Genomic DNA, 312 nt, shown 5'->3' with positions numbered 1-312 from the left:
CTTCATCGATAACCACGGTTGGGCTCGCTGGTGCGCCCGTGCCGGTGCCGTAATCCAGTAGGGCACTGTCTGAGCCTGCACTGCTGTTACCCGCTGGGTCCGTGACCGTGGCGGTGATAACTAAGTTAGTGCCAGTGGCAGGCGGGTCGATAGTGACGGCCAGCCCATTGTCTATCATCTCCTGAGTGGCTGGGCCACTGAAGATGACGTTGCCGTCTTGGTCAGTGATGGTGACGGTGTCACCCACGCTCGTGCCTGCGCCGAGTGTGACGGTGGCATCGATTTGGCCATCAAGCTCAGCATCGTTGATGT

General features: G+C 59.6%; 1 protein-coding gene. It reads right to left on the bottom strand.

What is annotated here, in order from left to right:
• Nucleotides 1-312, bottom strand: a 312-nt coding sequence (locus K0625_RS24400; RefSeq protein ID WP_220111932.1) for a hypothetical protein, incomplete at both ends; no start/stop codon positions are given.

The sequence above is a fragment of the Shewanella nanhaiensis genome (genome assembly GCF_019457885.1).
GTDB classification, from domain to species: Bacteria; Pseudomonadota; Gammaproteobacteria; order Enterobacterales; family Shewanellaceae; genus Shewanella; species Shewanella nanhaiensis.
This window is presented reverse-complemented; position numbering and strand designations above follow the sequence as displayed.